Genomic DNA, 20,119 nt, shown 5'->3' on the forward strand with positions numbered 1-20,119 from the left:
GATGGTAGTATCTCGCATAACTACCTGACTAAATGATTGGAAACTTAATAACAGCAAGAAGAAAATGAATAGATATTTCATAGTTTATAAAAGTACATGATATATCTGTGAAAATGAAGAGAAAACAGAATGTTCAGATTTAGGATTAGGTATGTCAAATGCCTTCATCAAATATTTAATTGAAGAAACCATGTTTTCATCAAGACTCAAATCTATAGTTACATCCATCTAATCTATTACTAGTTATCCGTTACAAAGCATTATTAATTGTAGGATATTGTGAAATATAGTAGTTGTTGTTATATAATTTATATTATGTTAAGTTAATTTATTTAACACCTATCCCATTTCATTAAGATTTCAATCTGCTAATCAAATATGAAAGAGTTCTACGTTCCTTTGTTCATGCCAATTAGTTTTGTTTTCTTCTACCCTGCCTGTATGCAGTCTTGTTTGATGAGTACTTTGGACATTCTTGTCTATTGAACATCAAAAAATATTCTGACTATCGCCTGAGATTTGAATATGCAAAGCATTATCCTTTGGATTCTTAAGTAACTCTTACATATGGCTTTAGAATTTTATAGGATTTGAGATGTTTGTGGTTTGGATACAGGAATTGATTATAGATGGACTGATGGCGGAGTTTAAATTTATGACCAATTGTACTATAACCTGATCTTCTAGACAAGCGCTTGAGAACTGCGGTAATATGATTTAATTTATTCTTAGTCCGGTTTGACAATCGTCTGACCTAAGTAGTTTTACTAACTTAACATAATATTTGGACTAGCGAGTTAAATTGATTATTGCCTTTCAACAATTAGTTGAGCACTATCTACTTCTATAAATTCTATGCCATCATTATTTTCCTTTACTTCGCTCCAATATACTTCTTCAAATGTTAAAAAGTAAACTTGATCTTTTATCTCAAATCTTAATTCATTACAATTTCCTCCAGTGCTCTGTGTAATACATCTATCTTTATAACCTGCTTCTACTTGGTAATCCGTTCTTATTTCATCTATTAAGTCTATGTTTACATAGGTTCTTGGTGAAACTAATCCTCTTACTAAATGATCAGAAAAGTCTATTATTTCAATCTTCACATCTACTTCATCAAAATTTGCAAAATTGAGTTGTGTTTGTCCATCAACAATAAATGCTTCCCCTACTTCTACCTCAATTTTTTGCATGGGTGAAATAGTATTCTCTTTGCAAGCAACAAGTATAAGTACAATTATTATTGTAAAGCTGCTTAAGATTGTTTTTTTCATAACATTTTGATTAAATATCATCAATTTTGATGCATTAGTAATGCTTACCGAAAGAAATATTCTATTTAACAATAAGCTTACTTATAATATTCTAAACGTTTCCATATACAATAAATTATATTATATAGTGATATCTTACAAATATTCAATTGTTTATGTCAATCATCTCCCCTTTTAAATTATTATTTTTTTGCTGACAGTATTGCTAAACTTGCAGAATATATAAGTTTTAACTTATATTGAAATATCATTCAATTTTATAAACCATGGATTTAACAGAATTTATTATTCGATTATTACTTTCAGCTGCAGCGGTATTCGTCAGTGCTAAAATCTTATCAGGAGTAAAAGTGGACAGTTCTGGTCAGGCTGTTTTAGTCGCCATCGTTTTGGGCGTAATTAATGCCATTGTTAAACCAATTCTGGTATTCCTCACCATTCCCATCACCATCATTACCTTAGGATTATTCTTATTAGTTATTAATGCCTTAATGATCATGCTGGTTGATAAACTTATGAAAGGATTTGAAGTAAAGAGCTTTTGGTGGGCTTTTTTCTTTAGTATAATTCTTTCGGTGCTAAACGCTATTTTGCAGTCACTTTTTTAGTAGTAGTCAGTCACTTATATATCTTTAAATCTGAAGCTCGAAAAACACATAACCGATACCTTTTAAATTTTATACTACTTAACTTTTACCTTGATTAAGAATTAGCTTATACCGCAAATAACCTTGGTTATTTACTTTTGTGTTCTTGTGTTTCTTTTGTGGTGGGAAAATGGTCATATATTGAATTATTAGTTTAATAGGTCTCTGGAGGTATTAAAATAATAAACCCAATTACCTATTTTCCAAATTCTTCGTTTCCCAATCACCGCTTAATACTTTCTTTACTGATTCAGCAGCTCATTGGCACGATATAAATCATCTATGGCTTGTAAAACCTTATCCTTCAATTTTGGATTATAGTCAGAATGCTGGTCGAGAAAATTATTGACTATTTCCACTGCTTCATCACTTCGATAGGCACTGAATGTTGCTTGTAACCAGCGTGCTGGAAAGAAAATATCCCCTGTCAGCTGAATTTTTTCCAGAAGTTCGAAGCTTTCCTGTAAATATTGAACTGAGCTTTCTGTTCTTAAAGGATGATGCAAATAATGCAGAGCTGAAGCTACCCAGGCTTCTTTTTCTCTATTTTTAGGATCTTTTAAGGATTGGAAAAATTCCTTTCTTTCTGCTGGGTCTGATGAAAGAGCCGGCATCATAAATTCCAGTCGCTTCTGACGATCAGGGTTATCAATTCTTGTGAGCTGGGTGTCTAGAATGCACTTTTTATAATCCCTCACCGCTAATGCTAAAGCAAGTGAGGTATAATCTTCTTCCGATAAGGTCACTCCTTCCGGAGCTTCCTCTTCAAGCCATATTTGATGAAGTTTTTCTAAAGCATTTGTGCTTAAAGCTATATTTTCATAGGTTTTACACAGCACTTTTTTGGCATTAGGTTTTGAATTATCCTGCATGGCTTGCCAAATTTCATTCTCTAATTGCTCGCTATTTCGCTGTTCAACGGCTATGAATTTCCAATACACTTCTGTGAGGTAATCGGTTAGCTTATTAAGGTTGAGTTCCTCCTTTTCTCTGCTTAAGCCCTTCGTGAGTAGTTCCAATAATTCTGCTGGCGATAGGTATTTCCCTTCCAACATATTCTCATAGCTATTAATATAAGCAGAGGCTCTTTGTACAGGGTCCTTCAACTCAAAAATCTGTGCGGAATTCTTGACCCATTGTGTATCAATAGGGAAAAGTCCATAGCCCTGTCCGGAAGAATTGAATAAAATATAATCAGGTCTAGCTGTTTCGTGATCAAGTTTAACCTCTACCTTCGGAGCATCCATTTCAACAGTCAATTCATGCACGCTATCCGGATATACCAATAGAACTTCAAAAAGCTGTGGCCAGAATCTTTCTTTTCCTGATGGATCTTCTTGTGTGATTGAAAATTCACGTATAAAACCATTATCATTTTTAAGTTTATAATCGAAATGAGGCCTTCCTGCTTGATTCACCCAAACCTGATTCCAGCTGTTGAGGTCTGTTTCGGTTTTCTTATCCAATATTTCTATTAACTGAGGCCAGGTAGCATTTTCAAAAGCGTAAGTTTTTAGATATTCTCTAATGCCATTTTTAAAAGGCTCCTCTCCCATCAGGCGTTCCAATTGGCGCATCATGATGGGCGCTTTATGATAAATGATATTACCATACAATGAACCTGCATCTTGCAGGTTATCCAGTTTTTGTCTGATTGGGTTCGCTCCTTTTGTCCTGTCTACACCAAAGGCGGCAGGCAAGTGACTTACAAGAAATTTAAGCTCAAAATTAGAGTCTTCGAATGCATCTGCATTGGCCTTATCTGCCATGAAATTGGCAAAAACCTCTTTCATCCAAACATCATTAAACCAGTCCATAGTCACTAAATCGCCAAACCACATATGAGCAGTTTCATGAGCTATTAAGTTTAATCTTGATATTTGCTGACTTTTTGTAGCTCCTTTATCCAGAAATAAAGTTGAGGCTTTATAGTCTATAGCCCCTACATGTTCCATTCCCCCATATTGAAAGCCGGGAATAGCAATGAAGTCAAATTTTTGAAATGGATAGGGAATTTGTGTATAGTCTTCCAAAAATTTTAAAGCATCAGCATGAATTTGAAAAATTGGGTCGATACTTTCCGTAATTTTCTCATTATTAGTCTCTCGATGGTAAAAATTCATTTCTACCCCCTCTATTGTTCGACTCACTTTTTTAAATTTCCCGGCAGCAAATGAAAATAGATAGGTGCTGATCTTATCTGAAGTCTCAAAATGATAAATGGTTTGATCTTCTACTGTAAGCGAGTCTTTTATGGCTCCATTTGCTAAGGCTTGCCAGTCTTGAGGTACTTTTAATGTTAAATCGAATGTAGCTTTAAGATTTGGCTGATCAAATACAGGGAAAACTGTTCTTGTTCTGTCTGGTACTAGTAAAGTATATAAGTAATCTTCATTTCGATTTAGGGACATATCTCCAGCTGTAAAATCGATATCAATTGTGTTTTTTCCAATTTTCAAATGCGGTGAAAGAATTACGATATGCTCGTTTGCGTAATCAATAGGGATTTTTTTGCCATTTACAGATATTTCCTTCAATTGCTCGGCTTTGCCCTTAAAATCAAGATGAAGTGGTAATTTTACTTTTTTTAGCTCTAATGTGATAGTTTCAGAAGCTTCAATTGACTGATTTAGTGAATCAGGAATTGTGAAACTAATTTTATAATTTACATTACTGATCACCTCTTTTCGATATTCTGCCAGACTTTTTGATACGCCATTTTCATTCATATTAGAGTCAGTCTCTCTGAAGTTTTCGCAAGAGAAAAATAAAAAAATAAATGCTATAGTTAAGAGCTTCTTGAAGATTTGAAAATTTTGCCTATTCATATTTATGATGGGTTTTTGTAAAGATATAAAATTGATGTAGAAAACCGGATTAAGCTGATCTTTGAAATGACTAACTCTTAAAAATTAAAGTAACTACTCAGCTACTAATATATAAAATTTAATCCTTCATCACTTCTCGTACAACTACTCCCTTTGAAGGTGTTTTCACCTTCAAGTTTCTGTGAGATTTCAGATCAATGAAAAAGTTTGGGTGTTTTCACCCAAACGGGGGCGTGTAGGACTAAGGAAGTCTGGGGTTCTTTTATGAACATGATTGTACAAGGCTTTGTCATGGTCATCTTTCTACATGCAGGGATGAGGCCTTGCACAGTTCGAAACTCCATTTCTCTTCATTTGGTATTTAAGCGTTGCAAATAAAAATGTCCTGCCAGTTTTAAACTGACAGGACGTTTTCTATATAATGATTTCTAAAGTTTAATCAATCATCCTATTCCCATCGCAATCAAATCTGCCAGGACTACTATACCCTCTCTTAAATATGGATCCTTAATTTCGCCATCCGTATTGATTTTATTGATAAATCCAGGGTCAGAAGATATCTTTTCATTCAATTCATTGGCAGCATTTCTTCTTTCCATCGCCTTTTCGTTCTCCGCTTTTCTTTCTTTTATATTCAAGCTGATTCTGTACATGCTTTGCTGATTAATAGCCTCATCCACATCATTCTTAAGGTTTCTAAGGTATTGCTCTTCTTTTAATCTCTTTTCATGCTTTTCATTCAAGCTGGCAATAATATTTTCATCTATATAATTAGTGGGTTTGAAATCAGAACTTCTAATCTGATCCCACTCTAAAGCTCTTTGATATGAACTCTCTCCAAAAGTTTTGGCAGTATAGGGTGAAGGCATTTTAATATCGGGGCTAACTCCTTTATGCTGTGTACTGCTACCATTTATTCTGTAATACTTGGCTAAGGTTAATTTAACTTGCCCTAGCGTATCTTCCACCTTAGGTACAAATTGATTCAAAGAGATTAAATTTTGAACAGTTCCTTTTCCAAAGGTATTTTCTCCTATTACCACTCCCCTTTTATAGTCCTGTATAGCTCCTGAGAATATTTCGGATGCAGATGCACTAAAGCGATTTGTCAAAATGGTTAATGGACCTTCATAATAAATGGATTTATCCTCATCTTCTCCTAATTCTATGCTACCATCAGAATCCCGAATCTGAACAATTGGGCCTTTTTCAATAAATAAACCGCTTAATTCAATAGCTTCTTGCAGAGATCCACCACCATTAGATCGCAAGTCAATTACAATACCATCCACTTTTGTTTTAATAGAATCTAAAATTGCTTTTACATCCCTCGTAGTGCTTCCATAATCTTCTTCACCATTCCTCATGGCCTCGAAATTCAGATAAAATGACGGAATAGTTATAATTCCAACATTATATAGATTACCATCTCTATACACTTCTTTTACCTCAGCATAAGGCACCTGATTTTCTAGTTTTATTTTATCTCTGATTATAGTAATTTCTGTAGGGACACCGGTTGAAATAGGAGTTCCTGCTTCTATAATTTTCAATCTAACGGTAGTTCCTTTCGGTCCTCTGATTTTTTGAACCACATCATCTAATCTCCAGCCTGTGATATCAACAAATTCTCCATCTTCACCTTGAGCCACAGCCAATATTCTATCATCCGTATTGATGACTTTACTCTCAAAAGCCGGCCCTCCCGGCACCACAGAGGCAACTCGGGTGTAACTTCCGTCAGAGGTAAGTGTAGCGCCAATTCCTTCTAAAGATTGGCTCATTCTAATTTTGAAATTTTCTGAAGTGATAGGTGAGAAATAACTGCTGTGAGGATCAAAACTCTCAGCAAAAGTATTCATATACAACTGAAAAACATCTCTACTTTCATATTCACCAATAGTTTGCTTTAATCGATCGTATCGCTGTTTGATTAGGCGTTCTATTGTAGTATCCGCTTTATCATCAATTTTAAAATCTAATGCCTGACTTTTAATTAATTTTCTCCATCTATCATTTAATTCTTCTTTTGATGACACATAATCCAATGAATCAGGATTCACGGTTAAAAATTCATCCTTATCATAATCAAAATCGAAAGACAGCTCATTTTCTATGAAGTTCATTCTTTCATTAAATCTTTCACGGAATACATTAAAAACTTCATAAGGAGGAAGAAGATACCCTAGTTTTATATGATCATCCAAACGATCTCTATATTTTTGGAAACCTTCCAGATCCTCTTTTAAGAAATAATGTTTGTTGGCATCTAATGACGATAAATACTCATCAAAGACCACTATAGAAAGATCATCATCAATAGGTGTCTTTTTGTAATGGTATTGAGTTAATAATCCAGCCACCAAACGCGCTTCCATTGATTGGTCCTGCGTTGGACTTAGTTTCACTAACTTTTCCTTTTGAGAAAATCCTGAAAAACTTATCAGGGCTATGAATATGATTGAAAATAATTGCTTCATCTTAGATATTATTGTAGTTCGAACTAATGAACGGGAAATTCAATTTTTATTTTACTGAATTTGATAAACGGTTAAATAGTCAATGGTAATATACTTTTAGAATTATGATTTTGATAAAACAGATTTTGCTGATGGTTATCTAATTCTAAGATCGCTTTATCCATCATCCATTTTATATACTTATTAAATCTATGCCCCATCCAAACGCTGGAATTTAGTATAACAGCATACGAATATCCATCATCTTTTCTTTGAATAAAACATGCAGAACCAGCTAGGGTTCCTGTTCTCCAATAGTTTTCCCCCTTGACGCCTTTCCAGCCATATGCATCTTTATAATTATTTCCGCTCACCATTAATTCTCTACTTTTTTCGGAAAGCAGCTGGAAATCGTTGTTAGGGTCTATTAATGCTACTAGTTTTGTAAGTTGAGATGCGTTTGCAATCCATGCTCCGGCAGCTCCTAAAGTATTGATATCACTTCCGCCATATGGTTTATCTACCGATTCATAATTACCATCAAAAGACTGGAATTTATAAGCTCCGGGGTGATTATAGTAGTGAACTTCAAAAGGTCTTCTCTCCCATTCATAATTTCCTGAAATACGCATTCCGTATATTCCATTAGGTTCCAAAATATGGTTTACAACATAATCTTCATAAGGGCTTCCTGTTTTATGCTCTATAATTTTACCTAAAAGCATATAGCCAAAATTTGAATAAGCATATTGAGTTCCAGGCTTATACCTTAATCTTCTATGTTTTAATACAAATTCTATAATATCATCTTCAGAAGGCGGACCTTCTAATTCCATTATTCGCTTAATCTTGGTAGCTTGAAACATAAAATCACCATCTCTCCAGCTCCAACCTCCTTTATGATTTAATAAGTGCTTTACTTTAACTTTTTTATGATTAGCGTCCTTCATTTCATCGAAATGAGAAAATATACCATCTTCACCAAATATATTTTCTTCTAAATCAATTATTCCATCATCTACCATTTTCATAATAGTAATGGCAGTTATTAATTTAGACGCGCTGGCAATTCTAAATAAATGTTTTGTTCCTACCGGCTCTTGAGTTTCTGAATTGGTTACACCATAACCTTTGGAATAAATTAGCCTATTATCCTTCATTACAGCAACAGAAGCACCTTTTATGTCCCATCTATTGAGGAATTTTTCGATATCCTTATCGAATTCGAGATTAGATTCAGTGGAATCCATTACGGGCGCAGGGCTCACCAGATTAAAATTTACATAATTAAGCTGATTTCGATTACCTTCATCTATAGAACGAGTGAAGGCTACCTCAGAAGTGGTATAAAAGGCAAAACTAATTGCAGTTACCCCTAATACAATTGCAATTATTATTGTACTTTTTTTCAAATTAAAAATGAAATTGGTTTACAAACAAAAATTAATATTCAACAATACTGTCTTAGATAGTCAAATATACAACAATTTATATGAATATCATGTATTATTAACTTGCTTTGAGAACAGCTTATTGTCAAAATAATTCCCTAATCTTAAGATTTCTTTTAACATTAAAGTTAAATTTAGATTTAAAAATTAAACCTAACCATTGATTCACGAATACTAATGAAGTACGATTATATCATAGGTGGTGCTGGATTAGCTGGTCTAACTTTGGCTTGGCAGATGATTGAAAACGACTTATTAAAAGATAAGCAATTATTAATTATTGATGCTGATAAAAAAGATTCTAACGACCGGACCTGGTGCTTTTGGTCTGAACCGAAAATTTGGATTACAGAATTACCTATTAAACAATCATGGGATACTGCAGCAGTAAAAGGTACTGATTTTGATTTATCTCAAAAACTAGAGCCTTATCGATACTACAAAATTGAAGGGATTGATTATTATAAGTTTATAATTGAAAAGTTAAGTAAACACTCTCAAATAACTTTTATTCAGGATGTTATAACTTCTGAAGACGAAGAATTTAAATTAGTAGAAACTCAAAGTTCTACTTACCAATACAGCTCCTATTTTTTCAAATCCTACTTTTTCCCAGAGGATATTAGAGCTTTAGGCAATCCAAAAAAGCATTTTATTTGGCAGCATTTCTATGGTTGGAAAATAAAAACTGAAAAAGCACAATTCAATCCTAATGAAATCACTTATATGGATTTGCAGGTTCCTGAAGTAAAAGGAGGCTTAAGTTTTGCGTATATCCTTCCTGAATCAGAAAATGAGGCTTTAGTCGAGTACACCTTGTTTTCAGCAAATTTATGGGAAGAAGAAGCTTATAAATCATCCTTAGAACACTATATTCAAAATAATCTGGGTTTAAAAGATTACAGTATTCTTGAGGTGGAATACAATAAGATTCCCATGACCAATTCAATTTTTACTAAAAAAAGTAAAAGCATCATACCCATTGGGACATTAGCAGGGACTGTAAAGCCGAGTACAGGCTATTCTTTTGTCAGAAATTATAATCATATCCAGCAGATTATCAGAACATTAAAGTCAGATGGTGATGATTTCAGTATAAGTGGCTCTAAGAAATTTCGTTTTTATGATGAGGTCTTAATGAATGTTCTTCATACTGGTAAAAGTAGCGGACATGAGGTCTTTGGAAACCTTTATAAGAAAAATAAACTACCACTATTATTGAAATTCTTAAATGAAGATACCAGTCTTCTAGAGGACTTAAAAATCATGAATACCGTCCCAAAAATGGCATTTATTAAGGCTGTGATCGAGGAAATGTTTTGAAAACCTAACTAATGTTTAATGACAGACCTACACTAATTGGAAATATTGATAAGACTGAACTTAGCGCAAAAGGGCGGATTTAATTATTAATTACTAATTATTCCACTCTGTGGTTAAAACAATTGCAATTGAATGCTTTTCAGCTAATTTTGCAACTCAAATAATTGGATATGAAAGAAGCATCAGAATCACTTAATTTTTTAGAACATATAATTGCTGAAGATTTAAAGTCAGGACTACCGAAAGATAGTCTACGTTTTAGGTTTCCTCCTGAACCAAATGGTTATTTACATATTGGTCATGCTGCTTCTATCTGCCTTAATTTTGGATTAGGTAAAGACTATCAATCGCCTGTAAATCTGCGCTTTGACGATACGAATCCAATCAAAGAAGAGCAGGAATTTGTTGATTCTATCAAGAAGGATATCGAATGGTTAGGCTTCAAGTGGGCTAATGAATTATATACTTCGGACTACTTTCAGCAGCTTTATGATTGGGCTATTGAGCTAATCAAAAATGGAAAAGCTTATATAGATGGACAATCTCCTGAATTGATTGCTGAGCAAAAAGGAACCCCTACATCTCCCGGGAAACCTAGCCCCCACCGTGATCGACCCATAGAGGAAAATCTGGAAATCTTTGAGAAAATGAAAAATGGGAAGTTTGAAGCTGGTTCTTACGTATTAAGAGCTAAAATTGATATGGCGTCCCCTAATATGTTGATGCGTGATCCTTTGATGTACAGAATCATTAACCGAGCTCACCACAGAACTGGTACGGATTGGTGTATTTATCCTATGTACGATTGGGCACATGGTCAGTCCGATTATATTGAGCAAATTTCTCATTCTTTATGTACGCTGGAGTTTAAATCCCACAGAGAGTTATACGATTGGTTCCTGGACCAAATTTATGATGAGAATAAATTAAGACCTAAGCAAAGAGAGTTCGCCAGACGTAATTTAAGCTATACTGTGATGAGTAAGCGTAAGTTATTGGAGTTGGTGCAATCCAAAACCGTTGCTGGCTGGGACGACCCTCGTATGCCTACTATTTCAGGTTTGAGAAGAAGAGGTTATACGCCTGAATCCATTCGTAAATTCAGTGAGATCTCTGGAATTTCTAAAAGAGACAGTGTAACAGATGTTTCCCTTTTGGAATATGCCATTCGTGAGGATTTGAATAAAAGAGCTACACGTGCCATGGCGGTCATTGATCCTGTTAAACTGATCATCACTAATTATCCGGAAGGAATAACAGAAATGTTGGAAGCTGAAAATAATCCTGAAATGGAGAACTCAGGCTCGCATGAGGTGCCTTTTTCCAGAGAATTATATATTGAAAAAGAGGATTTTAAAGAAGAAGCGGGTAACAAATACTTTAGATTAAGTATTGGAAAGGAAGTCCGATTGAAGAATGCTTATATCATTAAAGGCGAATCTGTAGTAAAGGATGAAAAAGGTAATATTACTGAGATTCATTGTACTGCAGATTTAGATTCGCGTTCAGGTAGCGGAACAGAAGCCAGTATGCGTAAAGTGAAAGGTACTTTACATTGGGTATCCATTCAACATGCAATCAAAGCAGAAATCAGAGAGTATGACCGTTTGTTTTTAGACGAGGCTCCAGATGCACATGGTGAGAAGAGCTTTATGGAGTTCTTAAATCCGGAATCTTTAAAGGTCACTAAAGAGGCTTATTTAGAGCCTTTTTTACAAGAGTCTAAATTAGAAGATAAATTCCAGTTCCAGCGTGTGGGTTATTTTACTTTAGATAAAGATGCTACCTCTGATTATTTGATCTTTAATAAAACAGTAGGGTTGAAAGATTCATGGGCCAAAGCTCAAACGAAAGAACAAAAACAAAATCAACCGCAGCAACACAAACAACAAGGGCAAGGTAGAAGTCCGATCAATGAAATCCAGAAGATCAGTAAAAAATATACTAATCTATCGGGTGCAAAACTTGAAACTGCCAGAGCCAGCATTGCTAAATTAGCTGAAGATGTTAGCTATGATGATTTAGAGCCACTATTTGGAACAGCCAAAAAGAAAGTAGGTACTAGAATCGGAGTAACCATTGCCTTAGGCGTGTTATTGGAAAAAGGACTTGAAAGAAATGAAGCGATTGAAGCTTTTATTCAAGCTGGATTGGAAGATTATAATGAGCTTTTAGCAGAAGAAGCGAAAACGATAAAAAAATAAACAGTCCACCTGCCCCATATTACGGGAAGGCTGTGAATGACTGCGAAGACGAAAAGGAATGAAGTTTTGAATAAAAAGCTATCTGGAATTAATTCAGATAGCTTTTTTGTTTTGGTCAGGCGGTAGTCAGATTGCATCATTCTAAGTGTAGAAAAGAGCTGGATTAAGTTTCCTTACCCATCACTCAACTTTCCATTCACTCTTTAACCCAGGCTATATTAACAATATCTTCGAGTTCGACTCTATAATTTCCTTGCCTAATATGTCCGTTGACTAGTAACGCTGGAGGCAGTTCTGGAACAGTGATTGTTTCATACCGCTTTTCTTCGGTTTTATTCACTTCATGGCTGGATAATCTAACATCCAAGATATTTCCCGATTTCTGAATTACCTGTATTTTAGCTCCAATCGGAATTTTCTTTATGACTACAATTGCATCCTCTTTTGTCATTGCTTTAGATTTTAAAGTAATAAACAAAGAAAAGTGAGGCTTGTTTAAATTTACAATCACTAAGTACTTTTCGACTTCCACATAGGACACTAATTGAGAAAGATAAATACCTCGACCACAAAAGATTCAAGAGAAAACAGAAGAATAATAGCCAATGGCTATATAGAAAGAGACTTCAAATGTACATCCAATATCCGACTTCGATCACCCTTAACCCCTCAATATCCGATCCAAATCCACTTCAGAGTAATTAATAGACTTTAAGGTCTTATTATCCGCTTTACGATATACTAAATAGAAATCATCTTTCTTTTCGAAATATGCATCTTGATTTTGGGATGTATAGTGATTTACGGTGGCTTGGGCTTCTTCTTCGGTACGACAAACTTTACTCATATTGGAACGTTGTACTTCAGCAAATAAATCTGCGAACTTCTCCCCCATTCCAAATTCTAAAATGGCACCAGCCAGGACATATTGCAAATCGCATAAAGCATCTGCTGCTTCTATTACATCCTGATTTTCAACAGCTTCTTCCAATTCTTTTAACTCCTCTTTCAATAGATTTAATCTCAAAGCTGATCTTTTTTGAGGCGGAATTTGAGGTTCTGTTAAGATTGGGTGGTTGAAAGTTTTATGAAATTTGGATACGGAATTGAGTGCTTCTGCTTCTTTCATCTTAATTTTTAATAATTTTATAGTGGGAAATTAAAGCACAAATTATCAAATTTAATGCAGTGAAAAAAGTAGATTCAAAAATAGCTTTTGGAGGAGGATGTCATTGGTGTACAGAAGCCATTTTTCAATCTATTCCAGCTGTAAACAAGGTAGAACAGGGATGGATAAGATCTGAGCCACCTCATCATGAATTTTCTGAGGCTATTATTGTCTATTTTAATGAGGCCGTCATTAGTTTAGCTAAATTGATATCTATCCATATCAACACGCACAGTGCTACTTCAAACCATAGTATGCGCTCAAAATACCGATCAGCTATTTATTTTTTCAATGAAAATCAAAAAGAACAATTTTCAGAGGTTATGAAGCGTATTCAATCTGAAAGCAATGAATTAATAATTACTGAAATTCTGCCTTTCAGTGAATTTATGTTAAATCAAGAAAATTATCTCAATTACTATTATAGTAATCCCGAAAAGCCTTTTTGCCAAACCTATATTAAACCAAAATTGGAAAGGCTTAAAAAGGCTTTAAATATAATGTAGCGGTATGCTTTTAAAGATTAAATAAGGCTTGTTTTTAGGCAAATTGCAACAAGCAAGATCTTAAATCGTCTTAGATTTATTATCTATTTTATTTCAATTACACATTATGAGCAGAGCATTTGTAAAAGAAGAGGATCAGGAGGAAGCTCCATTTATACCAGCCAGAGCACCAATACCGGATGGCGAGCTGAATTATGTTACTCCTGCTGGAAAACAAGCACTTCTAGATGAAAAATCAGCTTTGGAAAAAGATAAATCTGAAGTGAAGCTGGTAGAAAAAGAACAAGATAGGAGAAGAAATATGGCTACAGTAAATGGTAAATTGAAATTATTGGAAGAAAGAATTAATTCTTCCAGAATAATTGACCCGCAAGAACAGCCTCAAGATGAGGTTCGATTTGGTGCCCGAGTAAAGTTCAAAATGAATGACAGAGTTCAAACTTTTCAAATTGTGGGTGTTGACGAAGCTGATGTTAAAAAAGAAAAAATAGCCTTTACTTCACCTATAGCTAAAGCACTAATTGGAAAGAAAAAAGGAGAAACCAGCGATTTTCAATTAGGTAAAGAGAAGCGAAAAATTGAGGTTGTAGAAATAGAGTATGAGTAGCAGGTATTCATTGTCTAGATTAAATATTTAGCATATTAAAAATCATCAGTTACTGTATTGCTTATTTAGGACTAGACATTATCTCAAATATTCTGATGTATTAAATTTGAACTAATTTTCTATTAGCCATTTATTCTGAGAGCGGAAATTGAACCTTAAAAATTGCTCCCTGTCCACCCTGGATTCTTTCATACCAAACCTTACCATCACTTAGTTCTACATAGCGCTTTACCAAAGATAATCCTAAACCTGTTGAACTTTCTCCGGCAGTAGGACGTGCACTTAATTTTGAAAACTTTTTAAATAATTTATCTTCTTCATTAGGATCTATTCCCGGCCCTTCATCTACAACTGCAATTTGCAACTGATCATGTGAATTGGAAATTATTACCTCAATATTTTTACCTTCTTCGGAAAACTTAATGGCGTTGGATAACAGATTCTCAAATATCAAATGAATATAAGTCGGATCTGCTTCTATGTGCCTATTCCTTGATTCATCTTTAAGATTAATGATGATTTCCTTTTGATTGGCAAGTTCTTGCATATTTTGTACTAATTCTTGCAATAGCTCTTTGATAATGATTTTTGAAATATTGCTGCTTGAATTTTCGTGTTCAGATCTATCCAATTCTAACACCCGGTTCACCAAATTTTCGGCATTAATTGAAGTCTGTAATAACAATTCTTTAATTTCTGACTTACGGTATTCATCAGTTTCCAGGTTTAAAAGCTTGATTAAGCCCTGAATGTTTTTTAAAGGACTTCTAACATCATGTGCCAAAATTCTAATAACATAATTTTTATCATCTATCAAACTGGTTAACTCTTCTTTTTGGGCAGCAATGGTGTTTCTTTGCTCTATTAAGGTATTATTTTGATTAGCAAGTTTAGTGAGAGCAGCTGTTTGTGTAGACTGAAAAATATAGGAAATTAAGAAAATAATGAGTAGTAGGCCTGGCAATACAAATGTAATCCATAAAGCCTCATTAGAAGTATTGAGTTGATTTGGGAATTCAAAACCTAAAATAGCAGCTATCCCCATGCCTAACATTACTGCAAAACTGAAAGCACCCCAAAAGATAGCAGATTTTCTACCTACAACCAATAGGGCTAAAATAGGTATGGAAATAATCCATGGATAAATGGCTGAATATATACCATTAGAAGCGTAGGCTAATATCATTACCGCAACACCTCCTACAAAAACATACAAATTACCCATGATATTGATGGAAATTTTTGATCTTAATAAAAAAGGTAAAAGAAGAAATCCGAAGACATTAAATGCCATTAATTTTACTCCAATACTAAAATCAAATGCTAAACTGATCAAAAGGTATGTACAGGAAAATAGACTGGTTAAAAGAGAAGCCCTAATTAATAATTTGGTCTGTCTTAATTCCACACTATTGTGCTTTCTATCCTCCGTGACTAAAAAATCTATTACCCCCCCTATTCTCATTAAAAAATATTATTGGTTACAATAAATAGAGACAAAGTTAAAGTAATTATAGGTGCGGTTTGTAATTATATGATGTATCATACTTATTACTCGATCAAGGATAAGAATTAATCTAGTAGTATTCATAAAATATAAATCACAATCTAATATGTTATAAGCCATGAAGTTTTAAAATTAGCGATAACATAAACAAATTCTCTACTTTCCCGATACATAGGGAATGAACTTAAAAAAATTCAAGCTTAGCAAAATCAAAAAAGAACTGGAAATTTCCACAGCAAGAAGTGGTGGCTCCGGGGGACAACATGTCAATAAGGTAGAAACGAAGGTAATATTAAGATTCAATATAAATGAATCCCAATTATTATCAGAATATGAGAAGGAGACCATACAAAAAGCATTGGCAGGTAAACTCACTAAATCAGGAGACCTCATTATTACAGCTGAAAACCATTCTTCTCAAATCAAAAACAAAGAATTAGCTTATAAAAAAATGGATCGAACGCTTTCAAAAGCATTTGAAAAGCCAAAAGTCAGAAAAAAAACGAAGCCAACCAGAGCCTCACAAAAGAAAAGACTGGAAAAGAAAAAAATGCATTCTGATAAAAAGAAAATGAGGAAGAAACCCTTAAAATAAAGCTACTACCATCCCCAGCTTCCTTTTATTCCTTTAAAAGGACCAACTACTTTAGATGTAATCCACCCACCATAAAAATCACCCTCCTGTGCTTCAACTTTTTCATCATCGACAAAACAATCATCCATTTTATGCGCATAAACAGCAATATGATTTTTTATCATCTTAAAATTACCTTTAGGCGTTGGATAACTCCAGGCTGCATTTAAAGCAACTTTATCTCCATTTTTGATATCATAATAAAAAGATACTCCTTTGAATTCGCATACTGTGCTATGCGTCCCTTCTATAAATGAACCTTCTTTAAAAGAAGATATTGGTAAATAATAAGTAGGCGGATGACTAGTCTCTAAAACTCTATAAGATTTGTTTGTATCTGCAATCACTTCACCATTAAAAACAATACTTAAGTGAGCTGTTACAGCCTCAATTGCTGGAGGACGAGGATAATCCCAAACAGATTCCTGGCCTGCCTTTGGCTTTATTTTTTCCATAGATTATATAGGGTCTAAAATTATATTACACAATCATTAGTCATTTGATTATGATTTTCAAGTAGTTACCAATGGTTTTCATGAAATGCCTAATAGGCTCTATTTAATTATCAATGGATATTTGTTGCTTTCTTTGTTATTAAGTGATTCGGCCTCAAAAAGTTATAAATTTTAGATATTCATTTTATAACTATTTATTTAATTAATAATTACATTACTCAACCGTTTTTACACTTTTTATTACAACCAAAAATAAAAAAGTTGAGTCTTTTGCTTGGATCCTGCCTTCAACCGGAATAAAAACCAACCACTTTATTAATTGTAAAACTTAAAACTATCAAAATGAAAAAGTTGACGAATCTCAGTTTATTAATTTTATTAATGTTAAATCTGTCTTGTGAAAATTATGAGGATGGCTATGGACCTGATTACACATCAGATTCATACTACACTCAAGGAGATCAATACATTGATAATGGTGAAAATCCTTTTATAAGCACTTCAGAACAGAATATATCAACCTTCTCTATTGATGCAGATGGTGGATCTTATGCTAATTCAAGAAGATTCATTATGCAACAATCAATGCTTCCACCAAATGGAGCAGTTAGGATAGAGGAATTCATTAATTATTTTGATCTGAATTATCCTCAGCCTACTGATGGCGCACCTATTGCGGCTAATGGTGAAGTTGCTAAATGTCCATGGAAAGCAGATCATAAATTGATTAGGATCGGAATTCAGGGAAAAGATATACCTGAAAGTCAGCTCCCTCCTTCTAATTATGTATTTCTAATAGATGTTTCGGGTTCTATGAGAGGTGATGATAAATTAAGTTTATTGAAACAAGGATTTAATTTGTTGGTAGATGAGTTAACTAGTCAAGATCAAATTGCCATCGTGACTTACGCTGGCCAAGCTGGCTTACTATTAGAATCGACATCTGGCGATCAAAAAGGAAGAATTAAGAATGCGATTAATAGTTTAGGATCTGGTGGTTCAACAGCAGGAGCTGACGGAATAATTACAGCCTATAATATTGCACTAGATCACTACATAGAAGGCGGTAATAATAGAATCATTTTAGGAACAGATGGGGATTTTAATGTTGGTATTTCTGATCGAGAACAACTTATTAGCTTAGTAGATGAAAAAAGAGATAACGGAATATTTTTAACTACTCTTGGAGTTGGTCGTGGTAATTTAAATGAAGGTACATTAGAACAAATAGCTAATAAGGGCAACGGAACTTATGAATATATCGATAAAGTAGAGCAATTAAAGAAAGTATTTCTGTATGAAAAAAATAAATTTTATACCGTTGCTAAAGATGTAAAAGTTCAGGTAGATTTTAACCCTGAAATTGTAGAGGCCTTCCGATTAATCGGTTATGAAAACAGAATATTGAATGAAGAAGATTTTGAGGATGATGAAGAAGATGCAGGAGAATTAGGAGCTGGGCAAAGCATCACAGCTATCTATGAAATTATACCTAATCCTGCTGTTGGGTTTGAAACGGGCAGAACCTTCTCCATTGATATGCGCTACAAATTGCCTGATAATACCAGCAGTGTTCCTTTTGAGCTCGACATAGTAGATGAAGATAAAAATTTTGCCGAATCTTCTGATTATATGAAATTCACAGCTGCTGTGGCAGCCTTTGGCATGCAGTTGATTGACTCTCAATTCAAAGGAATAGCTACTTATAAAGATATTAATGATTGGCTATATGATACCAATTTAGAAGACCCCTATGGATATAAGGAAGAGCTAAAATCCTTGGTGAATAAATCGCAACAATTATAAAATTGAGAGGCTGTCTTAATCTTTGTGAACGCTAATGCAACAAAGAAATCTCTGAGGCAGCCTTTTCCTTTTAGGGTACCAAATAACTTTTGGTATCCTTTTCAAAATCAAATAATGCTCTAATATGACCATCTCCATTCAATTGGAGAATTTCAGCTTGCGAAACTTTTAAAGCTAGCATAGCAAAATTTTCATCATCATACACATTCTTCATTTGATGGGCATCTTCCAAAGAATCAACCTCTTTCCCTGGCTGCTTTTCGTTATTGTAAGATTCTTTTCCGCCCTGAAGTGAATTCCAATGTTCAGCGGTTAGCTCGTCCTGATGATGGATGCTAATCTTTCCCTTCAATTTTATCTGACATTTTTTTTGCTTATCATAGGCTAAAACAGAAACAATGGGATTTTCTTTTATCTCATTTATTTTGTTTGATCTCAAATCTGTGTAAAAAAATAATTCTTTAGTTTCAGTTTTAAATTTTCTCAATACTACATATCTGGAATTTGGAAATCCTTCTGATATGGTATTTAATATTATAAACCGAAAAGCAGATTTACTATCATTCCCTGCTCTGTTTAGAGCATTAAGCATCGAAATTTTTATATTATCTAAGCTATCTGTTGATTCAATTAAACTCATGAATTTCTCTTTTTGATATTTTTGTTCATCCATTTACCAAATCGATTCCAAAAAATATTTTGTCCCCAATTCCAGATTTTATAAAAAGACGGAGCAACATAAGAACTCAACTGCATTTTTAAAATACGTTTGTCTCCCCTATCTTCTGTCCAAAACTCTAAACGGAATGGTCGTACTAATCTAAATGAAAAAACATAGCTACCATAATAATATTGCAAATCGCGGTAATGAGGAGTAAGCTCTCCTATTTCACCAGCCAATGATAACATTGGACCATGATGTGTATTCAGAACACCTTTATCAAAATCGTGTTTTTGATTTTCGTTTCGCAAAAACTCAACTCTAAATGGCCAGGTTTGATTGTCAATAAACGTTTTTGGATCATTCAACCAATCCCATATTTGAGATTCCTCATAAGGAGATTCATAATCTTTAGTGAAGATATGAGTTTTAAAATTTGGGGGTTTAATTTGAAGTGACTAAGTAGTTTCCATTTATAAATTTTAGTAGGTAACTACAAGCTTTTTATTTTGTTGAAAAATAAATGGTTCTGAAATAAAAAATGGAATTCAGCTGACAATTATCAACTGAATTCCATTTACAAATT

General features: G+C 33.9%; 17 protein-coding genes. 7 read left to right on the forward strand and 10 right to left on the reverse strand.

The window, feature by feature from the left end:
* Positions 1–806: 806 nt before the first annotated feature.
* Positions 807–1,277 (reverse strand): hypothetical protein, encoded by a 471-nt coding sequence (locus tag Q0L29_RS05885; RefSeq protein ID WP_296619899.1) that lies wholly within the window; start codon positions 1,275–1,277, stop codon positions 807–809.
* A 266-nt stretch (positions 1,278–1,543) separates the two neighbouring features.
* On the opposite strand from Q0L29_RS05885, the gene Q0L29_RS05890 reads away from it, so the two are divergent.
* Positions 1,544–1,885, forward strand: a complete 342-nt coding sequence (locus Q0L29_RS05890) for a phage holin family protein (RefSeq protein ID WP_296619900.1) — start codon at positions 1,544–1,546, stop codon at positions 1,883–1,885.
* 281 nt (positions 1,886–2,166) lie between these two features.
* On the opposite strand, the gene Q0L29_RS05895 is transcribed toward Q0L29_RS05890, so the two are convergent.
* The 3 genes from Q0L29_RS05895 to Q0L29_RS05905 all read right to left on the reverse strand — a co-directional run bounded on the left by Q0L29_RS05895 (position 2,167) and on the right by Q0L29_RS05905 (position 8,623).
* Positions 2,167–4,752: a M1 family aminopeptidase gene (locus tag Q0L29_RS05895; RefSeq protein ID WP_296619902.1), complete on the reverse strand. Its 2,586-nt coding sequence runs from the start codon at positions 4,750–4,752 to the stop codon at positions 2,167–2,169.
* A gap of 443 nt (positions 4,753–5,195) precedes the next feature.
* A complete protein-coding gene (locus Q0L29_RS05900) occupies positions 5,196–7,232 on the reverse strand; it encodes a carboxy terminal-processing peptidase (RefSeq protein WP_296619903.1) in 2,037 nt (678 codons plus the stop codon).
* Between the two features lie 71 nt (positions 7,233–7,303).
* Positions 7,304–8,623 carry a serine hydrolase gene (locus Q0L29_RS05905; RefSeq protein WP_296619904.1) on the reverse strand — a complete coding sequence of 440 codons (1,320 nt, stop codon included), beginning with the start codon at positions 8,621–8,623 and terminating at the stop codon, positions 7,304–7,306.
* A gap of 216 nt (positions 8,624–8,839) precedes the next feature.
* Between Q0L29_RS05905 and Q0L29_RS05910 the strand changes: the two genes are divergently transcribed.
* Both Q0L29_RS05910 and Q0L29_RS05915 read left to right on the forward strand, forming a co-directional pair.
* Complete coding sequence (locus Q0L29_RS05910; protein WP_296619906.1) at positions 8,840–9,985, forward strand: lycopene cyclase family protein; 1,146 nt, start codon at positions 8,840–8,842, stop codon at positions 9,983–9,985.
* Between the two features lie 170 nt (positions 9,986–10,155).
* Positions 10,156–12,189, forward strand: a complete 2,034-nt coding sequence (locus tag Q0L29_RS05915) for a glutamine--tRNA ligase/YqeY domain fusion protein (RefSeq protein WP_296619907.1) — start codon at positions 10,156–10,158, stop codon at positions 12,187–12,189.
* Positions 12,190–12,385: 196 nt separating this feature from the next.
* Here Q0L29_RS05915 and Q0L29_RS05920 read toward each other — a convergent pair whose 3' ends face one another.
* Both Q0L29_RS05920 and Q0L29_RS05925 read right to left on the reverse strand, forming a co-directional pair.
* Positions 12,386–12,721, reverse strand: a complete 336-nt coding sequence (locus Q0L29_RS05920) for a hypothetical protein (protein WP_296619909.1) — start codon at positions 12,719–12,721, stop codon at positions 12,386–12,388.
* A gap of 129 nt (positions 12,722–12,850) precedes the next feature.
* Positions 12,851–13,318, reverse strand: a complete 468-nt coding sequence (locus Q0L29_RS05925) for a nucleoside triphosphate pyrophosphohydrolase family protein (RefSeq protein ID WP_296619910.1) — start codon at positions 13,316–13,318, stop codon at positions 12,851–12,853.
* A gap of 59 nt (positions 13,319–13,377) precedes the next feature.
* On the opposite strand from Q0L29_RS05925, the gene Q0L29_RS05930 reads away from it, so the two are divergent.
* Together Q0L29_RS05930 and Q0L29_RS05935 are read left to right on the forward strand one after the other, a co-directional pair.
* Positions 13,378–13,863 carry a peptide-methionine (S)-S-oxide reductase gene (locus Q0L29_RS05930; protein WP_296619911.1) on the forward strand — a complete coding sequence of 162 codons (486 nt, stop codon included), beginning with the start codon at positions 13,378–13,380 and terminating at the stop codon, positions 13,861–13,863.
* 106 nt (positions 13,864–13,969) lie between these two features.
* A complete protein-coding gene (locus Q0L29_RS05935) occupies positions 13,970–14,470 on the forward strand; it encodes a GreA/GreB family elongation factor (protein ID WP_296619913.1) in 501 nt (166 codons plus the stop codon).
* A 130-nt stretch (positions 14,471–14,600) separates the two neighbouring features.
* On the opposite strand, the gene Q0L29_RS05940 is transcribed toward Q0L29_RS05935, so the two are convergent.
* Positions 14,601–15,935: an ATP-binding protein gene (locus tag Q0L29_RS05940; RefSeq protein ID WP_296619914.1), complete on the reverse strand. Its 1,335-nt coding sequence runs from the start codon at positions 15,933–15,935 to the stop codon at positions 14,601–14,603.
* 220 nt (positions 15,936–16,155) lie between these two features.
* On the opposite strand from Q0L29_RS05940, the gene arfB reads away from it, so the two are divergent.
* Positions 16,156–16,572, forward strand: coding sequence for an alternative ribosome rescue aminoacyl-tRNA hydrolase ArfB (arfB, locus tag Q0L29_RS05945; protein ID WP_296619916.1), 417 nt, complete (start codon positions 16,156–16,158; stop codon positions 16,570–16,572).
* Between the two features lie 5 nt (positions 16,573–16,577).
* Here arfB and Q0L29_RS05950 read toward each other — a convergent pair whose 3' ends face one another.
* Positions 16,578–17,066, reverse strand: a complete 489-nt coding sequence (locus Q0L29_RS05950) for a DUF427 domain-containing protein (protein WP_296619917.1) — start codon at positions 17,064–17,066, stop codon at positions 16,578–16,580.
* 342 nt (positions 17,067–17,408) lie between these two features.
* Here Q0L29_RS05950 and Q0L29_RS05955 point away from each other — a divergent pair, with 342 nt between their 5' ends.
* Positions 17,409–18,872: a VWA domain-containing protein gene (locus Q0L29_RS05955; protein ID WP_296619919.1), complete on the forward strand. Its 1,464-nt coding sequence runs from the start codon at positions 17,409–17,411 to the stop codon at positions 18,870–18,872.
* A 70-nt stretch (positions 18,873–18,942) separates the two neighbouring features.
* On the opposite strand, the gene Q0L29_RS05960 is transcribed toward Q0L29_RS05955, so the two are convergent.
* Positions 18,943–19,512, reverse strand: a complete 570-nt coding sequence (locus tag Q0L29_RS05960) for a pyridoxamine 5'-phosphate oxidase family protein (RefSeq protein WP_296619920.1) — start codon at positions 19,510–19,512, stop codon at positions 18,943–18,945.
* Positions 19,509–19,901: a hypothetical protein gene (locus Q0L29_RS05965; RefSeq protein WP_296619922.1), complete on the reverse strand. Its 393-nt coding sequence runs from the start codon at positions 19,899–19,901 to the stop codon at positions 19,509–19,511. The genes Q0L29_RS05960 and Q0L29_RS05965 overlap by 4 nt, the downstream gene beginning before the upstream one ends.
* Positions 19,902–20,119: the final 218 nt, after the last annotated feature.

The sequence above is a fragment of the Marivirga sp. genome (assembly GCF_024636815.1).
Classification (GTDB): domain Bacteria; phylum Bacteroidota; class Bacteroidia; order Cytophagales; family Cyclobacteriaceae; genus Marivirga.

What these genes read in the sequence shown, in the direction of transcription:
- Q0L29_RS05885 (WP_296619899.1), bottom strand. Translation starts at nt 1,277, where the DNA reads ATGAAAAAAACAATCTTAAGCAGCTTTACAATAATAATTGTACTTATA.
- Q0L29_RS05890 (WP_296619900.1), top strand. Translation starts at nt 1,544, where the DNA reads ATGGATTTAACAGAATTTATTATTCGATTATTACTTTCAGCTGCAGCG.
- Q0L29_RS05895 (WP_296619902.1), bottom strand. Translation starts at nt 4,752, where the DNA reads ATGAATAGGCAAAATTTTCAAATCTTCAAGAAGCTCTTAACTATAGCA.
- Q0L29_RS05900 (WP_296619903.1), bottom strand. Translation starts at nt 7,232, where the DNA reads ATGAAGCAATTATTTTCAATCATATTCATAGCCCTGATAAGTTTTTCA.
- Q0L29_RS05910 (WP_296619906.1), top strand. Translation starts at nt 8,840, where the DNA reads ATGAAGTACGATTATATCATAGGTGGTGCTGGATTAGCTGGTCTAACT.
- Q0L29_RS05915 (WP_296619907.1), top strand. Translation starts at nt 10,156, where the DNA reads ATGAAAGAAGCATCAGAATCACTTAATTTTTTAGAACATATAATTGCT.
- Q0L29_RS05925 (WP_296619910.1), bottom strand. Translation starts at nt 13,318, where the DNA reads ATGAAAGAAGCAGAAGCACTCAATTCCGTATCCAAATTTCATAAAACT.
- Q0L29_RS05935 (WP_296619913.1), top strand. Translation starts at nt 13,970, where the DNA reads ATGAGCAGAGCATTTGTAAAAGAAGAGGATCAGGAGGAAGCTCCATTT.
- Q0L29_RS05940 (WP_296619914.1), bottom strand. Translation starts at nt 15,935, where the DNA reads ATGAGAATAGGGGGGGTAATAGATTTTTTAGTCACGGAGGATAGAAAG.
- arfB (WP_296619916.1), top strand. Translation starts at nt 16,156, where the DNA reads ATGAACTTAAAAAAATTCAAGCTTAGCAAAATCAAAAAAGAACTGGAA.
- Q0L29_RS05950 (WP_296619917.1), bottom strand. Translation starts at nt 17,066, where the DNA reads ATGGAAAAAATAAAGCCAAAGGCAGGCCAGGAATCTGTTTGGGATTAT.
- Q0L29_RS05955 (WP_296619919.1), top strand. Translation starts at nt 17,409, where the DNA reads ATGAAAAAGTTGACGAATCTCAGTTTATTAATTTTATTAATGTTAAAT.
- Q0L29_RS05960 (WP_296619920.1), bottom strand. Translation starts at nt 19,512, where the DNA reads ATGAGTTTAATTGAATCAACAGATAGCTTAGATAATATAAAAATTTCG.